Raw genomic sequence first — 19,758 nt, 5'->3', positions numbered from 1 at the left:
TAACAAAAAGAGGGACTAAGTACTAAGAAACTTAATCCCCTCTATATATCGTTAAACTAGCTCTAGTATAACTACTTCAGAAGCGTCTCCTCTTCTTTGACCCACTTTGTATATTCTTGTATATCCACCATTTCTTTCAGCATACTTTGGTGCGATATCATTGAATAATTTTGCTACAACATCTTTCTCTTGTACAAAAGCAAGTACTTGTCTTCTAGCATGTAAATCGCCTTTTTTAGCTAGAGTTATCATTTTTTCAGCTAATCTTCTAGTTTCTTTAGCTCTCATTTCTGTAGTTTCAATTTTTTCATTTTTCAAAAAGCTAGTAACTAAATTTCTAAGCATTGCTTTTCTGTGATCAGTTGGACGACCCAACTTACGATATCCTGCCATGTCCTTACCTCCTTACTCTTCGCTCTGTTTTAGGCTTAGACCTAATTCATCAAGTTTCTTTTGAACTTCTTCTAATGATTTCTTACCTAAATTTCTTACTTTCATCATATCATCTATTGTTCTTTCAGTTAATTCCTGTACTGTATTTATACCTGCTCTCTTTAGACAATTGTAACTTCTTACTGATAAATCAAGTTCTTCTATAGTCATTTCTAGAACTTTTTCTTTCTTATCTTCTTCTTTTTCAACCATTATTTCCATATCATCTGCATTATCTGTTAATGACATGAATAATTTGAAGTGTTCAATAAGTATTTTTGCAGAAAGACTTATTGCTTCTTCAGGTTTTATAGTTCCATTAGTCCAAAGCTCTATAGTTAACTTATCATAATCAGTAATCTGACCTACTCTTGTATTTTCTACAGAATAGTTAACTCTCTTAACCGGAGTATATATTGAATCAACAGGAATAGTTGCTATTGGCAAATCAGGAGTTTTATTTTTGTTTTGAGGAACATAACCTCTTCCTCTATTAACATTTATCTCCATATGCAACTTTCCATCAGCATCTAAAGTTGCTATATGTAAGTCTTTGTTAATAACTTCAACAGAACCATCAGTAATAATATCTCCTGCTGTAACTTCACCTGGTCCTTCCACATCTATGTATACAGTTTTAGGACCTTCACCTGTCATTTTAAAGGCTAATGTTTTTACATTTAAGACTAATTCAGTTACATCTTCTTTAACACCTTTGACAGTTGAAAATTCATGAAGAACATCATCAATTTTTATTGAGGTAGCGGCAACACCTGGTAATGAAGATAAAAGAATTCTTCTTAATGAATTACCTAGTGTAATACCATAACCTCTTTCTAATGGTTCAATAACAAACTTACCATAACTATCGTCTTGTGACGTTTCTATACATTCGATTTTTGGCTTTTCTATCTCTAACACTATATAAACCCTCCTTTTTTTAGAATGACGACCTTATTATGAGGGCAACTGATTTTACATCATTATATTTTTAATATTACTTAATTTTTTATTTTAATTATTATTTACTATATAACTCAACAATTAATGTTTCATTTACTGGAACATCAATATCTTCTCTAGATAATTGTGCAACAACTTTTCCTTCTAGTTTTTCAGCATTAGCTTCTAACCATTTTGGTAAAGTTTTTGGATTTTCAGCAAATGTCTTAAATTTCTCACTTGATTTGCTCTTTTCGCGAACAGATATTACATCATTTACTGATACTGTGTATGATGCAATATCTACTTTCTTACCATTTACTAAGAAATGTCCATGATTTACTAATTGTCTTGCTTCTTTTCTTGAACCTGCAAAACCTAATCTATAAACCACATTATCAATTCTTAATTCTAAGAGTTTAAGTAGGTTTTCACCTGTTATTCCTCTCATTTTTTCTGCTCTCTTATATATATTTCTAAATTGTTTTTCTAATACACCATAAATTCTTTTTGCTTTTTGTTTTTCTCTTAATTGAATTCCATAGTTTGATATTTTTTTTCTTCCTTGTCCGTGCTCTCCTGGTGCATAGCTTCTTCTAGCAAACGGACATTTATCTGTATAACATTTATCTGATTTTAGGAATAATTTCATTCCTTCTCTTCTACAAAGCTTACAAGTCGCTCCAGTATATTTTGCCATTTAATTACACCTCCTATTACTACTAATTAGACTCTTCTTCTTTTTGGTGGTCTGCAACCATTATGTGGTATTGGAGTAACATCTTTTATTAATGTTATTTCTAAGCCTGCTGCTTGCAATGATCTTATCGCAGCTTCTCTACCTGCTCCAGGTCCTTTTACATATACTTCTATACTTTTTAATCCATGTTCCATTGCCACTTTTGCTGCTGTTTCAGCTGCCATTTGTGCTGCAAATGGAGTACTCTTTCTTGATCCTTTAAATCCTAATGCTCCCGCACTTGACCAAGATACTGCATTACCAACTGCATCTGTAATTGTTACTATTGAATTGTTAAAAGTTGATTTAATATGTGCACATCCGTGCTCAATATTTTTTCTTTCTTTTTTTCTTCTGCCTCTTTTAACCTTCTTTTGAGCTGCCATCTAGTTTCTTCCCTCCTTACTAACTATTTTCTCTTTCCAGCTACCTTTTTAGGGCCTTTTCTTGTTCTTGCATTTGTTTTTGTTTTTTGTCCTCTTACAGGAAGTCCTTTTCTATGTCTTATTCCTCTATAACTTCCGATTTCCATTAATCTCTTAATGTTTAGAGCTACTTCTCTTCTAAGATCTCCTTCAACATTAAGATTTTTATTTATATAATCTCTTAAAGAATTAACTTCTTCTTCACTTAAATCTTTTACTCTAACATCAGGATTTACACCTGTTGCTGCAAGTACTCTTCTTGAACTTGGTAGTCCTATACCATAAATATATGTTAGACCTATTTCTACCCTTTTATCTCTTGGTAGGTCTATCCCTGCTATTCTTGCCATGTAGAATTTACACCTCCTAAGAATTACCTATTATCTACAATATTTATATCAAGTTATATGTTAAATTAACCTTGTTTTTGTTTGTGTTTAGGATTTTCACAAATAACCATTACTCTACCTTTTCTTTTTATAACCTTACATTTTTCACAAATTGGTTTAACAGATGGTCTCACCTTCATTACTAACCCTCCTCACTACTTTGCTCTCCAAGTAATTCTCCCACGAGTTAAATCATATGGAGAAAGTTCCACTGTAACCTTATCACCTGGTAATATTCTTATAAAATTCATTCTCAATTTACCTGAAATATGAGCTAATATTTTATGACCACTTTCTAATTCTACTTGAAACATTGCATTAGGCAAAGCCTCTATAACCGTACCTTGCATTTCAATAACATCTTGTTTTGACATAAGGTAATCAAACCTCCTTAAACATCTACGGACTGCAGAAACTTTTTAATTTTAGAATTTGTTATTTGCTCTTTAGCCAATAGCTTTTCTTTTATGTCTTCTGCTATCACATTAGTAAAAATCAAATGTTTGATTTTTTTCTTTTTAGGATTCTCTAGTTTTCTAAGACTCCCATCAGAAATCTGTACATATAAATCATCTAAAACACCGATGATTATAAACTTTCTCTCTGCATCTCTACCAGCCTTAGAAATAACAACTCTACCAATAAGGTCTTGCTTATCCAAAATGTTCACCTCTATTAGCTTAAAGTTAAAATCTCGGGACCGTCATCTAAAATTGCTACTGTATTTTCATAATGACAAGATAATTTGCCATCTTTTGTTATCACTGTCCAGCCATTAGGTTGAACTTTTACATAGTAATCTCCTATATTTATCATAGGTTCTATAGCAAGAACCATACCATTCACTAATTTAGGTCCTCTTCCGGATTTCCCGAAATTAGGAATTTCTGGATCTTCATGCATTTCGCGGCCAATTCCATGACCAACATAATCTCTAACAACTGAATATCCTAATCCTTCTGCATACTGTTGTATTGCTGCAGATATATCTGTTAGTCTATTTCCTACAATTGCTTGCTTAACGCCTTGAAAAAAGCATTTCTTAGTAGCTTCAATTATTTTTTTTGCTTCTAATGAAACTTTTCCTACTGCAAATGTTCTGGCTGCATCTCCATGATAATTATTCAATATAGCACCACAGTCCACACTTATAATATCTCCTTCTTGTAATTTTCTATCAGAAGGAATACCATGAACAACTTCTTCATTTATTGAAGTACATATAGAGGCTGGAAATCCGCAATAACCTTTAAATGATGGTATAGCACCTTGCTCTACTATGTATTTTTCAGCTATCGTATCTAATTCCTTAGTTGTAATTCCAGGTTTTACTACCTCTTCAAGCATTGCAAGAGTATTACCTACAACTTTACCTGCACGTCTCATGTTTTGAATTTCTATATCATTTTTAATGATAATCATATATCTATTGCTCTCCCAGGATTGAACATACATTTTCAAAAACTTTATCTATTGCCAACGCACCATCTACAATTGACAATTTATTTTTAGACTTATAGTACTTCACTAATGGTTGAGTTTGTTTATCATATACAGTTAATCTATCTAATACAGTTTCTTTATTATCATCTTTTCTCTGTATTAATTCACCACCACAACTATCACATTTACCTTCGTTTTTAGGAGGGTTAAATTTAATATGATAACTTGCACCACATGCTAAACATACTCTTCTACCTGTCATTCTTTCTAAAATAAGTTCTCTTGGTACTTCAATCAATAAAGCAGTATCTATGCTTTCTTGTCTACCATTGAGAAATTCATCCAAAGCCTCTGCTTGTTTAACAGTTCTTGGAAAACCATCAAGAAGATATCCATTTTTGCAATCTTCTTTTGATAATCTATCTTTAACTAAATCTATTGTTAATTCGTCTGGTACTAACAGACCTGCATCAATATAGTTTTTAGCTTTAACCCCAAGAGGAGTTTTTTCAGAAATATTTTTTCTAAAAATATCTCCAGTAGAAATATGAGGTATGCAATATTTTACACTAATTGATTTAGCTTGTGTTCCTTTTCCTGCTCCCGGAGGACCTAATAATATAATTTTCATCAACGATCATCTCCATCTTAATTAATTACTTAAGAAATCCCTTATAATGACGCATTACTAACTGAGACTGTAATTGCTTCATAGTCTCTAATGCTACCCCTACTTCTATTAACAAAGCAGTTCCTCCAAAAGATATACCTTTAAAACTAGTATATCCATCTACTATTATAGGGAGTATTGCTATCAATGCAGCAAAAGTTCCTCCAAGTATTGATATTCTAAATAGTACTTTTCCAATATATTCAGCTGTTGGCTGTCCTGGTCTTACCCCTGGTATGAATCCTGATGACTTATGCATGTTGTCAGCCATTTCATCAGGTTTAAACGTAACTTCTGAATAAAACCAAGTAAAAAATACAATCAATAAGAAATACACAATGGCATATTGCCATGTATTTTGTTTAAAAGGACTATATGGACTTGCTATTATAAATTGACTAACCTTTAAATTTGGCATAAATTGCGCTATCGTTGCAGGAAACTGCATAACAGATATTGCAAATATGATTCCAATTACTCCTGATGCATTCATATTAATTGGAATATAAGAAGATTGTCCTTTAGCCATTTTTCTTCCAAAAGACTTTCCTGCATACTGTACAGGTATTCTTCTTTCTCCTATATTTGTTATAACTACTGCAGTTAATAATGCTAGTGCAACTACTACAAATAATATTACCTGTATCATATTAACTGTTCCTGCTTTTTCAAGTCCAGTAATTTGATATACAGTTTGTGGAAACCTAGATATAATATTGACAAAAATCAATAATGATATACCATTTCCAACACCTTTATCAGTAATTTGTTCACCTAACCATATCAAAAAGATTGATGCAGTAGTTAATGTTAATATAATTAAAAATATACTAAATTTTGATGTATATCTTAAAGCTCCATATCTTGATATTATAGCATAAGTACCAAAAGCTTGAAGTAAACCTAAAGGTATACTACTATATCTTGTATATTTTTGTATCTTCTTTCTACCATCATCACCTTCTTTAGAAAGTGCTTCTAACGATGGTATTGCTACAGTCAATAATTGCATTATGATTGAAGCATTAATATAAGGTGTAACGCCCATTGCAAATATACTAAATCTACTAAAGGCTCCACCTGATAGCAAATCATAAAAACCAAATAAAGTTCCTGACTTTGTAAGGTTAGCAAACTTACTCGCATCAATTCCAGGAACAGGAATAAAATTTCCCATCCTGAAAATTGTTATCATAAGCAAAGTAAATATAATTCTCTTTCTTAAATCTTCAACTTTCCAGGCATTACGTAGGGTTGATAGCACCTATATCACCTCAACTTTTCCTCCAGCTGCTTCTATTTTCTCAGCTGCTGTTTTTGAGAATTTTGAAGCTTTAACATTTAATTTCTTCTCAATATTTCCATTACCTAATATTTTAACTCCATCATAAACTTTTTTAATTATTCCATTTTCTAATAATAATTCTGGAGTTACTTCACTTCCGTTTTCAAAAGCATTTAATTTATCTAAGTTTATAACAGCATACTTCTTAGCAAAAAGGTTTGTAAATCCTCTTTTAGGAAGTCTTCTATATAAAGGCATTTGACCTCCTTCAAAACCTAGTCTTACTCCGCCACCTGATCTTGAATTTTGTCCGTCCTGACCTCTTGCGCATGTTTTTCCAAGGCCTGAACCATAACCTCTTCCTACTCTTTTAGGTGCTTTCTTTGAACCTGCTGCTGGCTTTAATTCATGAAGTTTCACTTTTCACACCTCCTTATTTATTAAGCTTCTTTAACTTCTAATAAGTAATCTACTTTTTTTATCATTCCTCTTATTTGAGGAGTATCTTCATGTTCTACAGTTTTTCCGATTTTTCTTAATCCTAAAGCATTAACTGTAGCTATGTGATCTTTTTTTCTGCCTATAAAACTTCTTTTTAAAGTGATTTTAAGCTTAGCCAAGGATAATCCCTCCTAACCTAAAATGTCTTCAACGGCTTTGCCTCTAAGCTTAGCAACTTGTTCTACTGTTCTTAAGCTTGACAATCCATTGATAGTCGCATTTACCATATTTTTTGGATTATTAGAACCTAAAGATTTAGCTCTAACATCCTTCAATCCTGCAAGTTCAAGTACTGCTCTAACAGGACCTCCAGCAATAACACCAGTACCTTCTGATGCTGGCATTATAAGTACATTTCCTTTTCCGAACTTACCATATATTTTATGTGGAACAGTTGTTCCAACCATTTCTACCTTAACTAAGTTCTTTTTAGCATCTTCAATGCCTTTTCTGATCGCTTCTGGGATTTCTATTGATTTACCCATACCAACTCCAACATGACCGTTTTCGTCTCCAACAACCACTAGCGCACTAAATCTAAAGTGTCTACCGCCTTTTACGACCTTAGCAACTCTATTTATAAATACAACTTTTTCTTTTAAGTTTAATTTGCTAGGATCAATCTTCATTGCTTTCCCTCCTTCTCTTAGAATTGTAGTCCTGCTTCTCTAGCACCTTCAGCAAGCTCTTTTACTCTTCCGTGATAAATATATCCACCTCTATCAAACACTACATTATCTATTCCTTTTTCAAGTGCTTTCTTAGCTAACATACTTCCAACTACTTTAGCAGCTTCTTTATTTCCGCCAATTTTTTCTTCAAATTCTTTATCAACACTAGAAGCTGAAACTAATGTACGAGCATTAATATCATCTATAATTTGAGCATAAATATGCTTTTCGCTTCTAAACACAGAAAGTCTTGGTCTCTCTGGAGTTCCAAAAACTTTTTTACGAATTCGTAGATGACTTCTTTTTCTTATTGCTTGCTTATCCACCTTCTTGAACATTCATTTCACTCCTTTCTATATGTCTAATTACTATTTACCAGTCTTACCTTCTTTACGTCTAATATGTTCGTTCTCATATCTTATACCTTTTCCTTTATAAGGTTCAGGTTTTCTCTTAGATCTAATTACAGCAGCTACTTCTCCTACTAACTGTTTATCAATACCTTTTACCACTACTTTAGTTGTTTCTGGAACTTCAAATTGAATTCCTTCTACTGATTCTATTTCTATTGGATGAGAGTATCCAAGATTCAATATAAGTGTTTTTCCTTTTAATTGAGCTCTATAACCTACTCCAACTAATTGTAGTGTTTTTTGATATCCTTCAGTAACACCAGTAACCATATTATTAATTAGTGCTCTAGTTAATCCATGAAGAGCTCTATATTGTTTTTGATCACTTGGTCTTTTAACAACAACTAAATTTTCCTCTACAGTAATTTCAATATCTTTGTGCATTTTTTTAACTAATTCACCTTTTGATCCTTTTACTGTAACAACGTTGTCTGGTGTTACATTAACAGTTACTCCATTTGGAATAGCTACTGGAAGTTTTCCTATTCTTGACATAATTGCACCTCCTGTTCATCAAACTACCAGATATAACAGATTACTTCTCCACCTACTCCGTTTTTTCTTGCTTCCTTATCAGTTACAATTCCTTTTGAAGTTGATATAATTGCAGTTCCTAATCCGTTCAATACCTTTGGAATCTCTTCCTTCTTACAATATACTCTTAAACCTGGTTTAGAAATTCTTTTCAATCCAGTTATAACTCTTTCTTTACTAACTCCATATTTCATTGCTATTCTTAACATTGGAACAGAACCATCATTGTATTCCTCAATGTTTTTAATGTAACCTTCTTGAAGCATTATATTAACTATAGATTTCTTTATATTTGATGAAGGTACTTCAACAACTTCATGTCTAACTATATTTGCATTTCTTATACGTGTTAGTAAATCTGCGATAGGATCTGTCATAACCATTGTTTTGCCTCCTTTCGTTAACTATATTACCAGCTTGCTTTTCTGCAGCCAGGAATTTGTCCTTTATATGCTAATTCTCTAAAACATATACGACATATTCCATATTTTTTTAATACAGCATGTGGTCTTCCACAAATTCTGCATCTAGAATACGCTCTTGTTGAGAATTTAGGCTCTTTTTTCCACTTTTCAATCATTGCTTTACGTGCCACAATTTTCCCTCCTTTATTGAGCAAATGGCATTCCAAGGAATCTCAATAATTCTCTAGCTTCCTCGTCAGTCTTTGCACTTGTAACAAATACTATATCCATACCTCTTACTTTATCAATTTTATCATATTCGATTTCAGGGAATATTAATTGTTCTTTTATACCAAGTGCATAGTTACCTCTTCCATCAAAAGATTTTGATGAAATTCCTCTGAAGTCTCTAACTCTTGGTAAAGCAACATTGATTAATTTATCTGCAAATTCATACATTTTTTGATTTCTTAATGTTACTTTGCATCCTATTGCCATATTTTGTCTAATTTTAAAGTTAGCAACAGATTTCTTAGCTCTTGTAACTATAGGTTGTTGACCTGAAAATAATTTTAAATCACTCACTGCTGCTTCTAATACTTTAGGATTATCTTTAGCTTCGCCAATTCCCATATTAACAACTATTTTTTCTAATTTTGGAATTTCCATTATGTTTTTATATCCGAACTTTTCCATAAGTGCTGGAACTACTTCTTTTACATATTTATCTTGTAGTCTTGAACTCATCATTTAGCCCTCCTTTCGAGTTTTAGAATGTTTCTCCACACTTCTTACATACTCTAACTTTTGTTCCATCTTCTAAAACTTTTTTGCTTATCCTTGTGACATTTTTACACTTTGTACAGTAAAGCATAACCTTTGAGCTATATATTGGAGCTTCTTGGTGAACTATGCCACCTTGCATATTTTGTCTATTTGGTTTTTGGTGTTTTGTTACCATGTTAACACCTTTTACAACAACTTTACCTGTTTTAGGATAAACTTTTAATACTTCTCCTGTTTTTCCTTTATCTTTTCCTGAAACAACCATTACAGTATCATTTCTTCTGACATGAATCTTACTCATCCTTAGACACCTCCTTATTTTATAAAGCTTCTGGTGCTAGTGATAATATTTTGTTGAATTCTTTATCTCTTAGCTCCCTTGCCACTGGTCCAAATATACGAGTTCCTTTTGGCATTTTATCATCCTTTATAATAACAGCCGCGTTTTCATCAAATTTTATGTATGATCCATCTGGTCTTCTTACACCTTTTTTAGATCTTACTATAACAGCTTTAACTACCTCACCTTTTTTAACAACACCGCCTGGTGTTGCACTTTTAACGCTAGCAACAATTATATCTCCTATATTTCCCCATTTTCTTTTAGATCCACCTAATACTCTAATGCACATTATTTCCTTTGCTCCAGTATTATCTGCTACCTTTAATAAGGTTTGCTGTTGTATCATTTAGAATACCTCCTTTCAGGCTAAAACCTTATTTTGCTTTTTCAACAATTTTAACAAGTCTCCATCTCTTATCCTTTGATAATGGTCTTGTTTCCATTATTTCAATTCTATCATTAACTTTTGCCTCATTATTTTCATCATGAACTTTAAATTTTGTAGTTCTGTTTACTGTCTTTCCATATAATGGATGACGAACTTTTGTTTCAACAGCAACTACCACTGTTTTATCCATCTTGTCTGATACTACTTTACCTATTCTTGTCTTTCTGTAACCTCTTTGCATAATAGGCTAAACCTCCCTTCACAGTTTTACTGTCTTATAGCTTTTAACTCTTCTTCTCTAAGGATGGTCTTAATTTGGGCAATTGACTTCTTAACTTGTCTTATTCTCATTGGATTTTCCAATTGTCCAGTAGCTAATTGGAATCTCAAGTTGAATAACTCAGCTTTTAAATCCCCAACTTTTTCTTTTAAGTCTTGAGGACTACTTTGTTTTAACTCTTTTAATTCCTTAGCCTTCATTTACTTCACCACCCATTTCTTCAAAATCTTTTCTTGTAACGAATTTAGTCTTAACAGGAAGCTTATGTGACGCAAGCCTCATAGATTCTCTTGCTACTTCCTCTGAAACTCCAGATATTTCGAATAATACTCTACCTGGTTTAATTACTGCTACCCAGTGTTCTGGTGAACCCTTACCTGAACCCATACGAGTTTCAGCTGGTTTTTCTGTAACAGGTTTATCTGGGAATATTTTTATCCAAACTTTTCCGCCTCTTTTTACATATCTATTAATTGCAACTCTGGCAGCTTCTATTTGATTGTTAGTTATCCAACCACATTCAGTTGCTTGTAGGCCGAAATCACCATATGCAATAAAGTTTCCTCTTGTTGCCTTACCTTTCATTCTGCCACGTTGAACTTTACGATGTTTAACTTTTTTAGGCATTAACATGTCTATTCCTCCTTCCTAGGTACTATGCTACTAAGCGTTAACTTCTTCTTTATTTACTTTTTTTTGTGGAAGAACTTCACCTTTATATACCCAAACTTTAACACCAATTTTTCCATAAACAGTATCTGCCTCAGCAAATCCATAATCTATATCAGCTCTTAAAGTTTGTAGAGGTATTGTTCCTTCATGATATTGTTCTGTTCTTGCTATCTCTGCTCCTCCAAGTCTTCCTGAACAAGATGTTTTTATACCTTTTATTCCTGCTCTCATTGATCTTTGGATTGATTGTTTCATAGCTCTTCTAAAAGAAATTCTCTTTTCTAATTGTGATGCTATGTTTTCAGCAACTAATTGAGCATTTGATTCTGGTCTTTTAACCTCTACTATATTAATTAGTATATTTTTTCTTCTTACTATTTTTTTAAGTTCTTTCTTTAAAGCTTCTATTCCTTGACCGCCTTTTCCTATAACCATTCCTGGTTTAGCAGTGTATATATTTAATTTCACCCTTTTAGCTGCTCTTTCTATTTCTATTTTAGAAATACCAGCAGTATAAATTTTTGATTTGACAAATGTTCTTATTTTATTATCTTCTATTAGATTGTCTGCAAAATTCTTATCATCTGCATACCATTTTGCATCCCAATCTTTAATAACACCAACTCTTAAGCCGTGTGGATGTACCTTTTGTCCCACTCTTCGTCCCTCCTTTTTTATACTCTTTCTTTCACTACTAGAGTAATGTGACTTGTTCTTTTTAGTATTCTATATGCTCTACCTTGTGCGCGTGGTCTGAATCTTTTTAATGTTGATCCTTGATTTGCATATGCTTCTGAAACATATAGTCTATTTCTATCTAAATCACAATTATTTTCTGCATTGGCAACTGCTGATTTTAGTACTTTATTAACAGCTTCTGTTGCCCTTCTTGGAGTATATTTTAATATTGCAAATGCTTCATTTACATCTTTTCCTCTTATTAAGCCAAGAACAGCTGCTACTTTTGTTGATGACATCCTTACGTAACAAGATTTAGCTCTAGCTTCCATTTGATTACCTCCTTCCTGACTCTATACTATTTAAGTTTTGATTTTTTTTCAGTTTCCTTATGTCCTTTAAAAGTTCTAGTTAGAACAAATTCTCCTAGTTTATGTCCAACCATATCTTCGCTCACATATACTGGAACATGTTTTCTTCCATCATGTACTGCAATTGTATGGCCTACCATTTGAGGGAAAATTGTTGAACTTCTTTTCCAAGTTTTAACAACTTTCTTTTCACCATCTTTGTTCATTTCCATTACTTTGTTTAAAAGACTCTCATCAACGTAAGGTCCTTTTTTTACTGATCTACTCACTTATAACGGCCTCCTTTCATTCAGCTCATTAGGATAAGTAGGAAGAGAATCTAATTCTCCCTACTATTTTCTCTTCTTAATGATTAATCTATCTGAATATTTGTTATTCTTTCTAGTCTTATAACCAAGTGCTGGTTTACCCCATGGAGTTACTGGACTTGGATGTCCTACTGGAGATTTACCTTCTCCACCACCGTGTGGGTGATCATTAGGGTTCATTACTGAACCTCTTACTGTTGGTCTAATTCCCATATGTCTTTTTCTACCAGCTTTACCGATATTAATAAGTTCATGTGATAAGTTAGAAACTACTCCTATAGTAGCTCTGCATTCTACTCTTACATATCTCATTTCACCACTTGGAAGTCTTAAGATAGCATATTCTCCTTCTTTAGCCATTAACTGTGCTGAAGTACCTGCTGATCTTACAAGCTGACCGCCTTTGCCCTTAGCTAATTCTATATTATGAATCACAGTACCAACTGGTATATTTTGCATTGGTAATGTATTTCCAATCTTAATATCAGAATTTGGACCTGATACAACAGTATCTCCAACTTTTAATCCTGCTGGAGCTAATATGTATCTCTTTTCTCCATCAGCATAAATAACTAGTGCAATATATGCAGATCTATTAGGATCATACTCAATTGTTAGTACTTTTGCTGGTATTTCATCTTTATTTCTTTTAAAATCTATTAATCTATACTTTCTTTTAGCTCCGCCACCTTTGTGACGAACTGTTATCTTACCTTGACCATTCCTACCCGCTCTTTTTCTACCTAAAGTTACAACTAAAGCTTTCTCTGGACTATCTGTTGTAACTTCTTCAAAAGTAGGTGATGACATATGTCTTCTAGAAGGAGTAGTTGGATTAAAAGTTTTAACAGCCATTTTTTTCCCTCCCTAATCTTGCTTTTCTGGCTTTTAGCCAATACCTGCTTTTTATCCGTTCGATTTAATTACATACCTTCAAAGAACTCAATTGTTTTACTATCCTCAGTTAATTTAACAATTGCTTTCTTATAATCTGGTCTTTTTCCAAAATGAACACCAACTCTTTTTGGTTTACCAGTTATGTTAGCAGTTTTAAGTTCAGCTACCTTAACACCAAAAACTACCTCTACGGCTTTTTTGATTTCAGTTTTAGTAGCATGCTTATCAACTACAAAGGTGTATTTTTTGTCTGCCATATCAGCCATACTTTTTTCAGTTATTACTGGTTTTCTTATAATATCATGGCTTGTAAGTTTCATTATGCATACACCTCCTCAATCTTTGTTATAGCTTCTTTTGTTGCTATAACTTTTTGACTATTTAATATATCATATACATTTAAATTATTTACAGGTAGTATTGTTACTCCTGCTACATTTCTTGCTGACTTATAAACATTCTCATTTGATTCAGCAACAACTATTAAAGTTTTTTTAGCATCAAATGCATTTAACATTTTTACAATTTCTTTTGTTTTTGGTGCTTGAATTTCTAGATTTTCTAATACAAAAATTTCATTTTCTACAACTTTTGAAGAAAGTGCAGATTTAAGAGCTAATCTCTTAACTTTTTTTGGAACTGCCTTACTATAGTCTCTTGGTTTTGGTGCAAATACAACTCCACCATGAATCCATTGAGGTGCTCTAATAGAACCTTGTCTTGCTCTTCCTGTTCCTTTTTGTCTCCAAGGTTTTATTCCACCACCAGAAACCTCAGATCTAGTTTTTGCTGATTGAGTTCCTTGTCTTTTATTTGCAAGTTGTGCTACAACAACTTGATGCATAACTTCTTTATTAATTTCGATACCGAACACGTTGTCTGCCAACTGAACATCGCCAACTTTTTGTCCTTCTCTGTTAAATAAATCTACTGTAGGCATTCTACTTCCTCCTTTCCTAAAAAACTAACTATTTAGCTTTTACTGCTTCTCTTATCATTACTAATCCTTTATTTGGTCCTGGTATTCCACCTTTGATTAGTATAACATTTTTTTCAGACATTACTTTTACAACTTCAAGATTTAATACAGTTGATTTTTGATTACCCATATGTCCTGGCATTTTCTTGTTTTTAAAAGTTCTTGATGGATCAGAAGCTGCTCCCATTGAACCAACTACTCTATGACATTTAGAACCGTGGCTCATTGGTCCTCTTTGGAAATTCCATCTTTTAATAGTTCCTTGGAATCCCTTACCTTTAGAAACCCCAGTTACATCAACTTTATCTCCAATATTGAATATATCTGCTTTAATTTCGCTTCCTACTTCGTATTCAGATACATCCTCTAGTCTAAATTCTTTCATATATCTTTTAGCTTCCACACCTGCTTTAGCAAACTGTCCTTTTGTTGGTTTGTTTACTAGCTTTTCTCTTATATCTTCAAATCCAACTTTAATTGCTTCATAACCATCTTTTTCAATAGTTTTTTTCTGAAGTACTACACATGCTCCTGTTTCTACTACTGTAACTGGTATAACTTTTCCTTTCTCTCCAAAGATTTGAGTCATACCTACTTTTCTACCTAATATTGCTTTTTTCATTTCTACACCTCCTCAACGTATTAGCGGATCACATTATAAGTGGTCATAATAGTTCGTAATAGGCATTATCTATTACAAATTATAATTTTATTTCTATATCAACACCAGCAGGTAAATCTAATTTCATTAAAGAATCTACTGTTTTTGGTGATGGACTAATTATATCTATTAGTCTTTTATGAGTTCTTATCTCAAATTGTTCTCTTGAATCTTTATATTTATGTGTAGCTCTTAAAACTGTTACAATATCTTTTTCTGTTGGTAGTGGTACTGGACCTGCTACTTTTGCTCCTGTTGTTTTTGCAGTTTCAACTATCTTTTCAGCTGATTGATCTAATATTTTGTGATCAAAAGCTTTTAATCTGATTCTTATTTTTTGTTTTGCCATTTTCTTTCCCTCCTTTTCATCGCACGCTTTACTTCTTACGTACAACAGCGGTGACTCTGTAAACTGTTCCAGGTGTTGCATAAAATACTGAAAACAAGACTTTACAGATATTCCGTCGTCTGATTCTTGATCAAGACTTTACATAATAAGAATTCCCCGGAAGCTCGGCAACCTCTTATCACATTACTGTTACACATTACAACTCTTTAAGTATACAATACTTTTTTTACTTTGACAAGTATTTTTTATGTCAAATTTAAATATAAAGGAGAAGATTTTGTTCTTCTCCCTCATATAACATATTTGAATTTTTTAGAAATTTTAATATTATTCAACTATGCTAGTAACAACTCCAGAACCTACAGTTCTTCCACCTTCTCTGATAGCGAATCTTAATCCTTCTTCCATTGCTACTGGAGTGATTAATTCAACATTCATGTCTATGTGGTCTCCTGGCATTACCATTTCTGTTCCTTCTGGTAATTGGATTGATCCTGTAACGTCTGTTGTTCTGAAATAAAATTGTGGTCTATATCCATTAAAGAATGGTGTATGTCTTCCACCTTCTTCTTTTTTAAGTACATATACTTGACCTACGAATTTCTTATGTGGATGTACTGTTCCTGGTTTTGCTAATACTTGACCTCTTTCTATTTCTGTTCTTTGAACACCTCTTAATAATGCTCCGATATTATCTCCTGCCATTGCTTCGTCTAATATCTTTCTAAACATTTCTACTCCTGTTATTACTGTCTTTTTCTTTTCGTCTGTCATTCCTACGATTTCTACTTCGTCTCCTGTATGAAGAACTCCTCTTTCTACTCTTCCTGTTGCTACTGTTCCTCTTCCTGTTATTGTGAAGATATCTTCAATTGGCATTAAGAAATCTTTATCTGTTGCTCTTTCTGGTGTTGGTATATATTCGTCTACTGCTGCCATTAATTCATGTATGCAGTCTCTTTCTCCTTTTTCTATTGCCATTAATGCTGATCCTGTTATTACTGGACATTCGTCTCCGTTAAATCCATATTCACTTAGTAATTCTCTTACTTCCATTTCTACTAATTCTAATAATTCTGGATCATCTACTTGGTCTGATTTGTTTAAGAATACTACTATATGTTGTACTCCAACTCTTGATGCTAGTAATATATGTTCTCTTGTTTGTGGCATTGGACCATCTGCTGCTGATACAACTAAGATTGCTCCATCCATTTGTGCTGCTCCTGTTATCATGTTCTTTACGTAGTCTGCGTGTCCTGGACAGTCAACGTGTGCATAGTGTCTATTGTCTGTTTCATACTCTACGTGTGCTGTATTGATTGTTATTCCTCTTTCTTTTTCTTCTGGTGCTTTATCAATATCTGCATAGTTTTGTGCTTCTGCTTTTCCTTCTTCTGCTAATGTCATTGTGATTGCTGCTGTTAATGTTGTTTTACCATGGTCTACGTGACCTATTGTTCCTATATTTACGTGTGGCTTGCTTCTTTCAAATTTTGCTTTTGACATTTTTATTCCTCCTTACCTTTTCTTCAATAAATTTAAATTCATTTATGTTTTTTAATTATTTATTCCCAGCAATTTGTTCTTGAATACTTTTTGGCACTTCTTCATAATGATCAAACTGCATTGAATAGTTACCTCTACCTTGAGTTCTTGATCTTAATGTAGTTGCATAACCAAACATTTCTGAAAGTGGTACAAAAGCATTGATAACTTGAGCACCTGCTCTTTGTTCCATACCTTCAATTCTACCTCTTCTTGAGTTAATATCACCCATTACATCTCCCATATATTCTTCAGGAGTGATAACTTCAACCTTCATAGTTGGTTCAAGTAATACTGGATCAGCTTTGCTCATAGCATTTTTAAATGCCATAGAACCAGCTACTTTAAATGCCATTTCTGATGAGTCAACATCATGATAAGAACCATCGAATAATTTAACTTTGAAGTTTATAGTTTGGTATCCAGCAATAACACCACTTTCAGATGCTTCTTTTATACCATTTTCAACAGCTGGAATGTATTCTCTTGGAATAGATCCACCAACAACAGCATCTTCAAATTTATATTCTTCTTCACATGGTTCCATTTCAATCCAACAATGTCCATATTGTCCACGTCCACCTGATTGTCTAACAAATTTACCTTCAGCTTTAACAGCTTTTCTAATTGTTTCTTTATATGCAACTTGTGGTTTACCAACATTACATTCAACTTTAAATTCTCTTTGAAGTCTATCAACAATTATTTCAAGATGTAATTCTCCCATACCTGCTATAATTGTTTGACCAGTTTCATGATCAGTATAAGTCTTAAATGTTGGATCCTCTTCTGCAAGTTTTTGAAGAGCTATTCCCATTTTCTCTTGTCCTGCTTTAGTTTTTGGTTCTATAGCAACACTAATAACTGGTTCTGGGAATTCCATATTTTCAAGTATTATTGGATTTTCTTCATCACAAAGGGTATCTCCTGTTGTTGAATTTTTCAATCCAATTATAGCTCCTAACTCTCCAGCTCTTAATTCTTCAACTTCTTTTCTGTGGTTTGAATGCATTTTAACAAGTCTTCCAATTCTTTCTCTTTTACCTTTGTTACAATTTAATACATATGTACCACTTTTCATTATTCCTGAGTAAATTCTAGTAAAAGCTAATTTACCTATGAATGGATCTGTAGCAATCTTGAATGCAAGCGCTGCAAGTGGCTCATTATCATCACTTTTTCTTTCAATTTCTTCTTTAGTTTCTGGATCTAATCCTTTAACTGCTGGTACATCTAATGGTGATGGTAAGTATTTAACTACTGCATCAATCATCATTTGTACACCTTTATTTTTATATGAAGAACCACATACTACTGGAACTATTTCATTATTACATACACCTTTTCTTAGTGTTGTTTCTAATTCCTCAATTGTTAATTCTTCGCCTTCTAAATATTTCATCATTAGATCTTCATCTAATTCAGCAACTGCTTCAATCATTTCTGATCTGTATTTCTCAGCTAATTCCTTCATATCATCTGGAATTTCTGCCTCTTCTATTTTTTCACCAAGATCATCTTTATATATTCTAGCTTTATTTTCAAGCAAATCAATTATTCCTAAGAAAGTATCTTCCTTACCTATTGGTAATTGTATTGGTACAGCATTAGCATGTAATCTTTCTCTCATCATGCTTACTGCTCTAAAGAAATCTGCTCCAAGTATATCCATTTTATTTATATAAGCAATTCTTGGAACCATATACTTGTCTGCCTGTCTCCATACTGTTTCTGATTGTGGTTCAACCCCACCTTTAGCACAAAAAACTCCAACCGCTCCATCAAGTACTCTTAAAGATCTTTCAACCTCAACAGTGAAATCTACGTGTCCTGGCGTGTCAATTATGTTTATAACATGATCCTTCCATTCACAAGTTGTTGCAGCAGAAGTAATTGTTATACCTCTTTCTTGCTCTTGTTCCATCCAGTCCATTGTTGCTTGACCTTCATGAACTTCTCCAATCTTATGGCTTATTCCAGTATAAAACAACACACGTTCTGTTGTTGTAGTTTTACCGGCATCTATGTGAGCCATTATTCCTATATTACGGAATTTTTCTAATGGATGTTGTCTTTCCATATGACTTCCTCCTTTTCTTAAATAAAATAACATTTTAGAAAACTGTTTTGGCCAAGCCAAAACAGTTTAATTTTAATATCTGTAGTGTGCAAAAGCTTTGTTTGCTTCAGCCATCTTATGAGTATCTTCTCTTTTCTTAACAGCTGCTCCAGAATTATTAGAAGCATCTAGTAACTCACCAGCAAGTCTATCTTTCATGTATCTTTCTCCTCTTTTTCTTGCTGCGTCTACTAACCATCTAAGACCTAAAGTCTGTCTTCTTTCTGGTCTTACTTCCATTGGAACTTGATACGTAGCTCCACCTATTCTTCTTGCTTTTACTTCTAGTAGTGGCATTATATTATTCATAGCTTCTTCGAAAACTTCTATGGATTCTTTTCCAGATTTCTCAGCCATTATATCAAATGCTCCATATACTATTTGTTGAGCAACACCTTTTTTACCATCTAGCATTACTTGATTCACCAATTTTGTAACAACTTTACTGTTATGCATTGGATCTGGTAATACATCTCTTTTAGCTATATGTCCTTTTCTTGGCACTTTTCTTCCCTCCTTAACATTAAAATT

At 32.9% G+C, this 19,758-nt stretch carries 35 protein-coding genes; all 35 read right to left on the bottom strand.

What is annotated here, in order from left to right; genetic code table 11:
- Nucleotides 1-51: 51 nt before the first annotated feature.
- Nucleotides 52-393, bottom strand: coding sequence for a 50S ribosomal protein L17 (rplQ, locus tag ACFIJ5_RS02105; RefSeq protein ID WP_379803223.1), 342 nt, complete (start codon nt 391-393; stop codon nt 52-54).
- Nucleotides 394-405: 12 nt separating this feature from the next.
- Nucleotides 406-1,353: a DNA-directed RNA polymerase subunit alpha gene (locus ACFIJ5_RS02100; protein WP_379803221.1), complete on the bottom strand. Its 948-nt coding sequence runs from the start codon at nt 1,351-1,353 to the stop codon at nt 406-408.
- Nucleotides 1,354-1,453: 100 nt separating this feature from the next.
- On the bottom strand, nt 1,454-2,074 hold the full coding sequence (rpsD, locus tag ACFIJ5_RS02095; RefSeq protein WP_379803218.1) for a 30S ribosomal protein S4: 621 nt from the start codon (nt 2,072-2,074) through the stop codon (nt 1,454-1,456).
- A gap of 26 nt (nt 2,075-2,100) precedes the next feature.
- Complete coding sequence (gene rpsK, locus ACFIJ5_RS02090; protein ID WP_379803215.1) at nt 2,101-2,499, bottom strand: 30S ribosomal protein S11; 399 nt, start codon at nt 2,497-2,499, stop codon at nt 2,101-2,103.
- Nucleotides 2,500-2,522: 23 nt separating this feature from the next.
- Entirely contained in the window at nt 2,523-2,888 is a 366-nt protein-coding gene (gene rpsM / locus ACFIJ5_RS02085) for a 30S ribosomal protein S13 (RefSeq protein ID WP_379803212.1), read from the bottom strand.
- Nucleotides 2,889-2,953: 65 nt separating this feature from the next.
- Entirely contained in the window at nt 2,954-3,067 is a 114-nt protein-coding gene (rpmJ, locus tag ACFIJ5_RS02080) for a 50S ribosomal protein L36 (RefSeq protein WP_003373491.1), read from the bottom strand.
- A 15-nt stretch (nt 3,068-3,082) separates the two neighbouring features.
- Complete coding sequence (infA, locus tag ACFIJ5_RS02075) at nt 3,083-3,301, bottom strand: translation initiation factor IF-1 (RefSeq protein ID WP_379803209.1); 219 nt, start codon at nt 3,299-3,301, stop codon at nt 3,083-3,085.
- A 17-nt stretch (nt 3,302-3,318) separates the two neighbouring features.
- Nucleotides 3,319-3,588, bottom strand: a complete 270-nt coding sequence (locus ACFIJ5_RS02070; protein ID WP_379803206.1) for an RNA-binding protein — start codon at nt 3,586-3,588, stop codon at nt 3,319-3,321.
- A gap of 14 nt (nt 3,589-3,602) precedes the next feature.
- Nucleotides 3,603-4,349 carry a type I methionyl aminopeptidase gene (gene map / locus ACFIJ5_RS02065; RefSeq protein WP_379803204.1) on the bottom strand — a complete coding sequence of 249 codons (747 nt, stop codon included), beginning with the start codon at nt 4,347-4,349 and terminating at the stop codon, nt 3,603-3,605.
- A 4-nt stretch (nt 4,350-4,353) separates the two neighbouring features.
- Complete coding sequence (locus ACFIJ5_RS02060) at nt 4,354-5,001, bottom strand: adenylate kinase (RefSeq protein WP_379803202.1); 648 nt, start codon at nt 4,999-5,001, stop codon at nt 4,354-4,356.
- Nucleotides 5,002-5,026: 25 nt separating this feature from the next.
- Nucleotides 5,027-6,304, bottom strand: coding sequence for a preprotein translocase subunit SecY (secY, locus tag ACFIJ5_RS02055; RefSeq protein WP_379803199.1), 1,278 nt, complete (start codon nt 6,302-6,304; stop codon nt 5,027-5,029).
- Nucleotides 6,305-6,745, bottom strand: a complete 441-nt coding sequence (gene rplO, locus ACFIJ5_RS02050; RefSeq protein ID WP_379803196.1) for a 50S ribosomal protein L15 — start codon at nt 6,743-6,745, stop codon at nt 6,305-6,307. It lies immediately after the preceding gene.
- Nucleotides 6,746-6,765: 20 nt separating this feature from the next.
- Entirely contained in the window at nt 6,766-6,945 is a 180-nt protein-coding gene (rpmD, locus tag ACFIJ5_RS02045; RefSeq protein ID WP_379803193.1) for a 50S ribosomal protein L30, read from the bottom strand.
- A gap of 12 nt (nt 6,946-6,957) precedes the next feature.
- Nucleotides 6,958-7,455, bottom strand: coding sequence for a 30S ribosomal protein S5 (gene rpsE, locus ACFIJ5_RS02040; RefSeq protein ID WP_379803191.1), 498 nt, complete (start codon nt 7,453-7,455; stop codon nt 6,958-6,960).
- Between the two features lie 17 nt (nt 7,456-7,472).
- The gene (gene rplR, locus ACFIJ5_RS02035) at nt 7,473-7,835 is read right to left on the bottom strand and encodes a 50S ribosomal protein L18 (RefSeq protein ID WP_379803189.1); all 363 of its coding nucleotides are present in this window, start codon (nt 7,833-7,835) and stop codon (nt 7,473-7,475) included.
- Nucleotides 7,836-7,865: 30 nt separating this feature from the next.
- The gene (gene rplF / locus ACFIJ5_RS02030) at nt 7,866-8,405 is read right to left on the bottom strand and encodes a 50S ribosomal protein L6 (protein WP_379803187.1); all 540 of its coding nucleotides are present in this window, start codon (nt 8,403-8,405) and stop codon (nt 7,866-7,868) included.
- Nucleotides 8,406-8,428: 23 nt separating this feature from the next.
- On the bottom strand, nt 8,429-8,827 hold the full coding sequence (gene rpsH / locus ACFIJ5_RS02025; RefSeq protein WP_379803184.1) for a 30S ribosomal protein S8: 399 nt from the start codon (nt 8,825-8,827) through the stop codon (nt 8,429-8,431).
- Between the two features lie 26 nt (nt 8,828-8,853).
- Nucleotides 8,854-9,039 (bottom strand): type Z 30S ribosomal protein S14, encoded by a 186-nt coding sequence (locus ACFIJ5_RS02020; RefSeq protein WP_379803181.1) that lies wholly within the window; start codon nt 9,037-9,039, stop codon nt 8,854-8,856.
- 13 nt (nt 9,040-9,052) lie between these two features.
- Nucleotides 9,053-9,595 carry a 50S ribosomal protein L5 gene (rplE, locus tag ACFIJ5_RS02015; RefSeq protein ID WP_379803179.1) on the bottom strand — a complete coding sequence of 181 codons (543 nt, stop codon included), beginning with the start codon at nt 9,593-9,595 and terminating at the stop codon, nt 9,053-9,055.
- Between the two features lie 22 nt (nt 9,596-9,617).
- Nucleotides 9,618-9,935: a 50S ribosomal protein L24 gene (gene rplX / locus ACFIJ5_RS02010; protein WP_379803177.1), complete on the bottom strand. Its 318-nt coding sequence runs from the start codon at nt 9,933-9,935 to the stop codon at nt 9,618-9,620.
- A 19-nt stretch (nt 9,936-9,954) separates the two neighbouring features.
- A complete protein-coding gene (rplN, locus tag ACFIJ5_RS02005) occupies nt 9,955-10,323 on the bottom strand; it encodes a 50S ribosomal protein L14 (protein ID WP_379803175.1) in 369 nt (122 codons plus the stop codon).
- A 28-nt stretch (nt 10,324-10,351) separates the two neighbouring features.
- Complete coding sequence (gene rpsQ, locus ACFIJ5_RS02000; protein ID WP_379803173.1) at nt 10,352-10,606, bottom strand: 30S ribosomal protein S17; 255 nt, start codon at nt 10,604-10,606, stop codon at nt 10,352-10,354.
- A gap of 26 nt (nt 10,607-10,632) precedes the next feature.
- Nucleotides 10,633-10,845 carry a 50S ribosomal protein L29 gene (gene rpmC / locus ACFIJ5_RS01995; RefSeq protein ID WP_379803171.1) on the bottom strand — a complete coding sequence of 71 codons (213 nt, stop codon included), beginning with the start codon at nt 10,843-10,845 and terminating at the stop codon, nt 10,633-10,635.
- The gene (gene rplP, locus ACFIJ5_RS01990; protein WP_379803169.1) at nt 10,835-11,278 is read right to left on the bottom strand and encodes a 50S ribosomal protein L16; all 444 of its coding nucleotides are present in this window, start codon (nt 11,276-11,278) and stop codon (nt 10,835-10,837) included. The genes rpmC and rplP overlap by 11 nt, the downstream gene beginning before the upstream one ends.
- Nucleotides 11,279-11,308: 30 nt before the next feature.
- A complete protein-coding gene (gene rpsC, locus ACFIJ5_RS01985; RefSeq protein WP_379803167.1) occupies nt 11,309-11,974 on the bottom strand; it encodes a 30S ribosomal protein S3 in 666 nt (221 codons plus the stop codon).
- A 17-nt stretch (nt 11,975-11,991) separates the two neighbouring features.
- On the bottom strand, nt 11,992-12,327 hold the full coding sequence (gene rplV / locus ACFIJ5_RS01980) for a 50S ribosomal protein L22 (RefSeq protein ID WP_379803165.1): 336 nt from the start codon (nt 12,325-12,327) through the stop codon (nt 11,992-11,994).
- 26 nt (nt 12,328-12,353) lie between these two features.
- Nucleotides 12,354-12,635 (bottom strand): 30S ribosomal protein S19, encoded by a 282-nt coding sequence (rpsS, locus tag ACFIJ5_RS01975; protein WP_379803162.1) that lies wholly within the window; start codon nt 12,633-12,635, stop codon nt 12,354-12,356.
- Between the two features lie 63 nt (nt 12,636-12,698).
- Nucleotides 12,699-13,529 carry a 50S ribosomal protein L2 gene (gene rplB, locus ACFIJ5_RS01970; protein ID WP_379803160.1) on the bottom strand — a complete coding sequence of 277 codons (831 nt, stop codon included), beginning with the start codon at nt 13,527-13,529 and terminating at the stop codon, nt 12,699-12,701.
- A gap of 68 nt (nt 13,530-13,597) precedes the next feature.
- A complete protein-coding gene (gene rplW, locus ACFIJ5_RS01965) occupies nt 13,598-13,891 on the bottom strand; it encodes a 50S ribosomal protein L23 (RefSeq protein ID WP_379803158.1) in 294 nt (97 codons plus the stop codon).
- Nucleotides 13,891-14,511 (bottom strand): 50S ribosomal protein L4, encoded by a 621-nt coding sequence (gene rplD, locus ACFIJ5_RS01960; protein ID WP_379803156.1) that lies wholly within the window; start codon nt 14,509-14,511, stop codon nt 13,891-13,893. Before rplD ends, rplW begins: the two co-directional genes overlap by 1 nt.
- 28 nt (nt 14,512-14,539) lie before the next feature.
- A complete protein-coding gene (rplC, locus tag ACFIJ5_RS01955) occupies nt 14,540-15,172 on the bottom strand; it encodes a 50S ribosomal protein L3 (RefSeq protein ID WP_379803154.1) in 633 nt (210 codons plus the stop codon).
- 79 nt (nt 15,173-15,251) lie between these two features.
- Nucleotides 15,252-15,560 (bottom strand): 30S ribosomal protein S10, encoded by a 309-nt coding sequence (rpsJ, locus tag ACFIJ5_RS01950; RefSeq protein ID WP_379803151.1) that lies wholly within the window; start codon nt 15,558-15,560, stop codon nt 15,252-15,254.
- Nucleotides 15,561-15,887: 327 nt separating this feature from the next.
- Nucleotides 15,888-17,069, bottom strand: coding sequence for an elongation factor Tu (gene tuf / locus ACFIJ5_RS01945; RefSeq protein ID WP_379803117.1), 1,182 nt, complete (start codon nt 17,067-17,069; stop codon nt 15,888-15,890).
- Between the two features lie 55 nt (nt 17,070-17,124).
- On the bottom strand, nt 17,125-19,188 hold the full coding sequence (gene fusA, locus ACFIJ5_RS01940) for an elongation factor G (RefSeq protein ID WP_379803148.1): 2,064 nt from the start codon (nt 19,186-19,188) through the stop codon (nt 17,125-17,127).
- A 72-nt stretch (nt 19,189-19,260) separates the two neighbouring features.
- Complete coding sequence (gene rpsG / locus ACFIJ5_RS01935; RefSeq protein ID WP_379803146.1) at nt 19,261-19,731, bottom strand: 30S ribosomal protein S7; 471 nt, start codon at nt 19,729-19,731, stop codon at nt 19,261-19,263.
- Nucleotides 19,732-19,758: the final 27 nt, after the last annotated feature.

Origin of the sequence: Haloimpatiens myeolchijeotgali, assembly GCF_042688525.2 — a bacterium.
GTDB lineage: Bacteria > Bacillota > Clostridia > Clostridiales > Clostridiaceae > Haloimpatiens.
Note: the sequence above shows the minus strand (reverse complement) of the source record. Positions and strands in the feature narration are given on the sequence as shown.